Raw genomic sequence first — 7,154 nt, 5'->3', positions numbered from 1 at the left:
GGTCCTGCCGGTGCAACAGGTGCTCAGGGATTAAAAGGCGATAAGGGAGATACTGGAGCTACTGGCGCAGTTGGCCCTCAAGGTCCGATTGGTCTAACCGGTGCTACAGGTCCTGCCGGTGCAACAGGCGCCCAGGGTTTGAAAGGTGATAAGGGAGATACCGGCGCTACTGGCGCAGTTGGCCCTCAGGGTCCTATTGGTCTAACAGGCGCTACCGGTCCTGCCGGTGCAACAGGGACTCAGGGTTTGAAAGGCGATAAAGGTGATACCGGAGCTACTGGCGCAGTTGGCCCTCAGGGTCCGATTGGTCTAACAGGTGCTACTGGTCCTGCCGGTGCAACAGGTGCCCAGGGTTTGAAAGGTGATAAGGGAGACACAGGCGCCGCTGGACCGCAGGGAGCTGTGGGCGCAACTGGCGCGCAAGGACCTGCAGGTACCAATGGTGTAGGAGGTGTTTCGCAAGCCGGAACTGGAATAAGCATTACGGGTGCAGGAACTGCAGCTAGTCCTTATATTATCAATAACACTATAATTGATACTGATAACCAAACTATTACTGCTTTTAGCTTAAATGCAGCTACCAAAATATTAACACTTACTTTGCAAAGAGGAAATACCATGACGGTAGATCTTTCTACCCTGGCACCTGCAAGTACTGCTGATAATGGTTTAAATAAATCAAGCGCTACCAATACCCAATTGGGAGGCCCGTTAACCGGGGCAACCACCATCACCACTACCGCTGCAAATACATTGGCCATTCCGGGTTTGCAAACTGGTGCCGAAACGGATAAAGTAGTAACTGTCACTTCAACAGGTGTTTTACAAGCCTTAAAGGGCGCATTACCCAAGTTCTTCTATGCACCTTCTGTAGTGGTGCCTACGCACGATTCTAATGGAGTGCCATTGACCGGTAACCAGACTTTGGATATTTATAGCAAGTATTCGCAGCAATTTGGTTTCTCTGGCGGCATCGGCCAGGCCAGAAGCAACGCTTCTTCTACGCTGCCGGTATTGCCAGCGAGCGAATTGGATTATTTCGTTACCTATTTCGATAATACCGTATTCAATACCGTAACGGTTTCTACTGCCGGTGTAATTACTTATACAGTTAAATCAACCGCAATAGCAACAGAAGCTTCGTTCATGAACATTGTATTTAAAGTTAAATAGCATGAATAGGATAAAAAGAATGCGCAACAGGCTATTTAATTTAAAACAATCGGGCAAAATAGTTACACTGAGCTTAACACTTTGTTTGTTCTTCGGGAATAAACAAAGTGCACAGGCACAGAGTTCTTATGGAGATTTTCCTTATGCCCAATCTTTTACTTCAGGTACTAAACCTTCCGAAGTATCTACTCCAACCGGAGCGGGAACCAACGATGTAGCATTTACCACTAATGGCTTACGTTTAACACGTGCTGTTAACAGCCTTTTTGGTGCTATCTTTATAAATAACAGACAGTTTTCTTCTAAAAACGGAGTTAAAATTGCATTTGAGTTTGGAATGTACGGTGGAAACGGAGCAGATGGTATTTCAATGTTTCTGTTTGATGCCGCAGTAACTAATCCGGTTATTGGCGCTCCGGGTGGAGATTTAGGTTATAATTTTGCCCGTGCTAATGATTCCTGGGCAGTAAATCGTAAAGCTGGTCTTACCGGTGCTTATTTAGGCGTAGGTATAGATGCTTTTGGAAACTTCAAAACGAGGCAGTTTCAAACTGATAAAAGATGGAATGGTGTAAACCTGGCTGGTACAAGCCATGTTACCTTAAGGGCAGCTGCCGGACCAGTGATTAACAATACAGGTCAGGGCCAGGGCTTTACCGGTTATCCGGTAATGATTACCCAATCAACATTGGCAGTGCCCACAGGTAATGGTGGAGCTGTTTTAAATCAAACTGGCGGAGGTTATACCTTTTCTACAGGACCATCAACAGGTTTCGACCTTAAAACAACAGGCCTGGGCGCTACAACAGCTGATGCCGATTATAGAAAGGCTTTTATTGATTTAGTCCCAAATAATGACCTTTTAGGTAACAATAATGGTTTTTACATAACAGTTAAAATTCAACACGGAAGCACTATTACCACGGTGATTGATAATTATCTCTACCGTACTTCCTTTACCTATACCGAAAATGCCAATGCAGCCGGTAATACCGATTATAATACCAGTAGTACTACTGGTGCCGATACACAGAGAACCTTATCTGCTACTGTTCCCGATTTTTTACGCATTGGTTTTGCTGCCAGTACAGGTGGTTTAAACAATATCCATCTGATCAAAAACTTAACGGTTACCTTGCCTTATGCGGCTGAAGCGGCTGATGATTTGGGTACTACCTGTAGAAATATTCCAGTAGTTGTTGATCCTTATGCCAATGATATAGCTTATACTGGTCTCATACTTTTATCGCCGGTGCCAACTGCATCGAAGGATAATATTGATGCCAGTCAATTCAGGTTTTTGAACAGCGATGGTACTACTGCAGCCAATCCTTTTTCGGTAACCAGTAGCCAGGGTACGTTTACCTATAATGCTACAACAAAGAAAGTAACCTTTACGCCAGCTGCAGGCTTTATAGGTACAGCATCCATCAACTATAACATAAAAGGGATCACGGTTCCGGTTGTGGGTGGCCCTTATGGCGATGAAGCTTATCGTTCTCAGGATGCCACCATCACAGTCAGGGTTTCCAAATGCCAGGTCATTACCAATCCCATGTTGCCTTCAGGTAACCAATAACCGCCGAAGCGATAATTCATTCAACATGAAAATAAAAACATTACAGATATTAATTATTATCCTCCTGCTTTTGCTGGGTTACCAAATTGAAACTCAGGCGCAAACAGGATCTGGGAGCAGTACCGTCGATAATTCGACAGTACATATTGCTGCCGGAACAACAGAGCAGCGTTTCTCTGAAGGCACTTATTTTGGTCCCAATGCCGACTGGACCATCGATGGTACGCTGGTCATTTACAGTAAAAATATCTGGATTGCCCCAGGTGCAAAATTTAACGGCACAGGCAAAATTATCATTTACAATCCGGGCGATAATCCTTTTTATACCGGCATGCCTTCGGGGGCCACACAAATTGATGGCAATAATGGTGATTTTATCAATCTCCTGATCGAACATCGCAACACCGATAACATGACTTTAGCCAATGTAAGCGATCCCGGATATGGAACCCAAAACCCGACCGGGGCAGATGGCGCTACACTAAACATTGCCGGAACATTGGATCTGGCTGCTAATGGTGCCGATATTATACTCAACGGGAATAATTTAGTTTTTAACGCCAGTGGTAAAATCAGCAATTACGGTACATCGCGCATGGTGGTTACCGAAAACAGCATAACCGGCCACATGGTTAAAGACCTGAGTGCCAATACCGCATTTGTGTTTCCGATTGGTATTGCCGAAGGCGATTATACCCCGGCCACACTTACGCCAAAAGTAACCACCCGTGTTTTTGCAAGTGTTCAGGATTATAGTGCTGATGATAATATCCCGGGCACCGATAAGGTAAAGGGGATGGACAGGACCTGGAATTTATATGCTGCAACCGCTGCAACTGCTACGGTTACCTTACAACACAACGCAATTACCAATGGCCCCGGTTTTATTGATGCAAAAGCTTCCATTACCGAATATTTAGGCCTGGCTAAATGGGATGAAAGCCCCGGAATCAATCCTTCGCCGGGTGTGCATACCCGCAATAACGTAAGCATGGCAAGAGGTATAATGGCCAATGGTGCTTTTTTTACCAAGCACTCGCTTGATGGAAATAATTTAATAATCCCCAACCTGTTTACGCCAAACGGCGATGGCAATAACGATACCTTCGAAATCCGCGGACTCGAATTTTTTGAAGCAAACGATCTCGTTATCGTAAACCGCTGGGGCAACGAAGTGTATAAAGCTGGTAACTACCAAAACAACTGGACAGGCGAAGGGCTTAACGAGGGCACTTATTATTATGTGTTGAGGGTTAAAGCAGATGCAGCTGCTACATGGCAGGTATATAAAGGATACATCACATTAATCAGGGCATTTAAAAGATAAGCGGTTAAGGTTTTTAAATGCCTGAACCGACGCAATCAGATCATCATCATGAAAAAAATATTCACCATAATTGGCTTCATTATACTGTCGGGGTTTTGTTTCGCGCAGCAGGACGCACAGTTTAGCCAGTATATGTTTAACGGCATTTACATTAATCCCGCATATGCAGGTTACCGCGAACAATTAAACGTACATGCCTTTTACCGTAACCAGTGGACAGGCCTGGCCGGTTCGCCTAAAACCATGTCGGTAGCCGTTGATGCCATTGCCAATAACGGCAATGTTGGACTGGCCCTGCAACTCTCCAGCGACAGGCTCGGGGCCCAGCGTAACCAGTCGGTTTATGCCAATTATGCTTACCGCATTCGCTTAAATGCCGACGGAACTTCGCGACTTGCCCTGGGTTTGGGTGTTGGAGCAGTTCAGCTGGGTATTGATGGGGCCATGCTTAACCCTAACGATTTTGAAGTTTACCAGCCTACCGGCATGGAAAGCACCATTGTACCCGATGCCCGGGCAGGAGTATATTTTGCTAACGATAAGTTTTATGCCGGAGTAAGTGCCGATAACCTGGTTTCCCAGTATATCGATATCGATCGCTATGCCTTTATTCCACAGCCTAAACCGCATTATTACCTTACCGCAGGTGTGTTGGTTCCCTTATCGCAGGATATCCTTTTAAAACCTTCATTTTTATTAAAAGATGACCGTGGCGGGCCAAGCAGTATCGATTTGAATGCCTTTGTAATTTTAAACGAAAAATTGTGGCTGGGCGGATCGTACCGCTCCGGAATTAAGCTCTACAATAAAGATTACCTGCAAAAAGAGCTGAGTAAAATGAATTCGGCAGTGGCCGCTGTACAAGTGTTCCCAACCGAAAACCTGAGGATTGGCTATGCCTACGATTTTTCTATTGGGCCGCTTCAACAATACAGCGGCGGAACACATGAAATATCAATCAGCTATTTCTTCAATAAAAAGAACATGCGCATGTTAACCCCAAGAATTTTTTAAACCATGGCCCAATTATTCATATCCTCCAAGATCATTATTAACCCAAAGGGATTTCTAGCTACGGTTATGCTCTCTGCGCTGTTGCTTTTTAGCAGTGGCCGTAGCCAGGCGCAATATGTGCTCAATGCTGCCGATGCGCAATACGAGCTTTTTAATTACAGCAAGGCCATTAATTTGTACGAACAGGCTTACCAAAAAAAAGCCACCCGCTACGCCGCCGAGCGCCTTTACCAGTGTTATGCTTTTATAAACGATTACAAACAGGCCGAGAGCTGGAGCGCCATTGCAGCTGGCATGGCCGATGCCAAACCCGAAAATATTTTGGCCTACGCCAAAGCTTTACAGCAGAATAGTAAATACACTGAAGCGAAACAGCAGTTTCAAAAATATGCCATTTTGGATAAAACTATTGCCCCAGCCGATGCAAACCGTTGGTTGTTGAGCTGCGATTCTGCACTATACTGGATGAAGAACCCCACAACGGTAATCATTTCCAATGCCACACAGTTCAATTCGGCCCAGTCAGATTGGGGGCTTAATTCTTTTGGGAATAGGGTAACCTTTGCATCCGATCGTGGAGTTAATGGCCTGGGTCAATCCACTTCCGAACGCCCTTTTCTTAAATTCGATGGCGCGAAGAAACCCGATAAAAACATTTACGGCTGGACCGGAAATCCCTACTTGAGGTTGTACACGCAAAAGGCAACGACCGATAGCCTAAGCCTTTTTCCGATCAGCACCCATACCGATTACCACATGGGGCCAGCCAGCTTTACACAAGGCAGCAAAGAAATGTATTTTACTTTAACCAAAATCCCTAAGCAGCCGGTTTATGTAAAAGGCAAACTGGCTACCGTTAATGTAGAAATTTATTCGAGCAAATTAGACGAAAAGGGCAATTGGACTGCTCCCCTTGCTTTTAGCTTTAACAAAGTAGACGAGTATTCGCTTAGCGATCCGTATATCAGTGCTGATGGCAATACGCTTTATTTCAGTTCTACCATGCCGGGCGGGTTGGGTGGTGCAGATATTTATTTTTGCCGCAGAAATGCAGATGGTACCTGGCAACTACCCGTTAATATGAAAGCACTGAATACAGCCGGCAACGAACGTACGCCGGTTTTGGGTACCCATAACGATTTTTATTTCAGCAGCGATGGCCGGGTAGGCATGGGCGGACTGGATATTTATAAAGCCAGTTTTGTAGCCGATGAAATCAGACAGATCGAAAATATGGGCTATCCGCTCAATTCGCCGCAAGATGATTTCGCTTTTCTGAAAACCGATGCGCTAAACGGGTACCTGAGTTCTAACCGGCTAGGCGGTTTAGGAAACGATGATATTTATAGCTTTAAAGCACAGGAAATACTTGCATTTAAACTCACCGGAATTGTAATCGATAAACGCACCAACCTTCCGTTAAGCAATGCTGTGGTAACCCTAAATAAAACCGGGTTCCAAAACCTGAAAGTATTAACAGGCGATGATGGTGCATTTAAATTCAATTTGGAAAAATCGTCCGATTATCAGCTCAGTGGTGAGAAAACTGCTTACCGTAACGATTTGGCACAGCTAAGTACCAAAGGGCTAACTGCAAGCACCACGCTCAATCAAAACCTGTATTTAGAAAAGGTAGAACTCGAAAAAGCCATTAAGCTCGAAAACATTTATTACGATTTCGATAAATCCAACATCCGGCCTGATGCCGCTATAGAACTGAACAAATTAGTTAAAATCATGAAAGATAACCCAACTATTTGGATCGAGCTCGGGTCGCATACTGATAGCAGAGGCAATGATCAATACAACATGCGGCTGTCGCAAAACAGGGCCAACGCTGCGGTTCAGTATATCATTAATCAGGGGATTAACCAGAACCGGATTACCGCTAAAGGCTATGGAGAATCGAAGCTGTTGAATAAGTGCGCCAATGGAATACAATGTTCTCCGGCCGAACACCAGTTAAACAGGAGAACCGAATTTAAGATTGTAAAATTATAAAACGTTGCTATGCAGCCGGGCGGATTTAGCGTAGGGATAGACTAGAAAAACCTGGTTTGC

4 protein-coding genes and 1 pseudogene are annotated in these 7,154 nt (G+C 44.9%); all 5 read left to right on the top strand.

The genetic code is table 11. The features are described from left to right. Positions 1–1,173: pseudogene (locus BLR37_RS25680) on the top strand (hypothetical protein); the annotation flags it as partial. Between the two features lies 1 nt (position 1,174). Continuing rightward, positions 1,175–2,752, top strand: coding sequence for a hypothetical protein (locus BLR37_RS22930; RefSeq protein ID WP_143009652.1), 1,578 nt, complete (start codon positions 1,175–1,177; stop codon positions 2,750–2,752). Between the two features lie 25 nt (positions 2,753–2,777). Next, the gene (locus BLR37_RS22925; protein WP_244154740.1) at positions 2,778–4,079 is read left to right on the top strand and encodes a T9SS type B sorting domain-containing protein; all 1,302 of its coding nucleotides are present in this window, start codon (positions 2,778–2,780) and stop codon (positions 4,077–4,079) included. Between the two features lie 48 nt (positions 4,080–4,127). Next, positions 4,128–5,093 carry a PorP/SprF family type IX secretion system membrane protein gene (locus BLR37_RS22920; RefSeq protein ID WP_090772747.1) on the top strand — a complete coding sequence of 322 codons (966 nt, stop codon included), beginning with the start codon at positions 4,128–4,130 and terminating at the stop codon, positions 5,091–5,093. A gap of 3 nt (positions 5,094–5,096) precedes the next feature. Further along, positions 5,097–7,094 (top strand): OmpA family protein, encoded by a 1,998-nt coding sequence (locus tag BLR37_RS22915; protein ID WP_244154739.1) that lies wholly within the window; start codon positions 5,097–5,099, stop codon positions 7,092–7,094. The last annotated feature ends 60 nt before the right edge of the window (positions 7,095–7,154 follow it).

Source organism: Pedobacter soli (assembly GCF_900101435.1).
In the GTDB taxonomy this organism is placed as follows: Bacteria; Bacteroidota; Bacteroidia; order Sphingobacteriales; family Sphingobacteriaceae; genus Pedobacter; species Pedobacter soli.
Note: the sequence above shows the minus strand (reverse complement) of the source record. Positions and strands in the feature narration are given on the sequence as shown.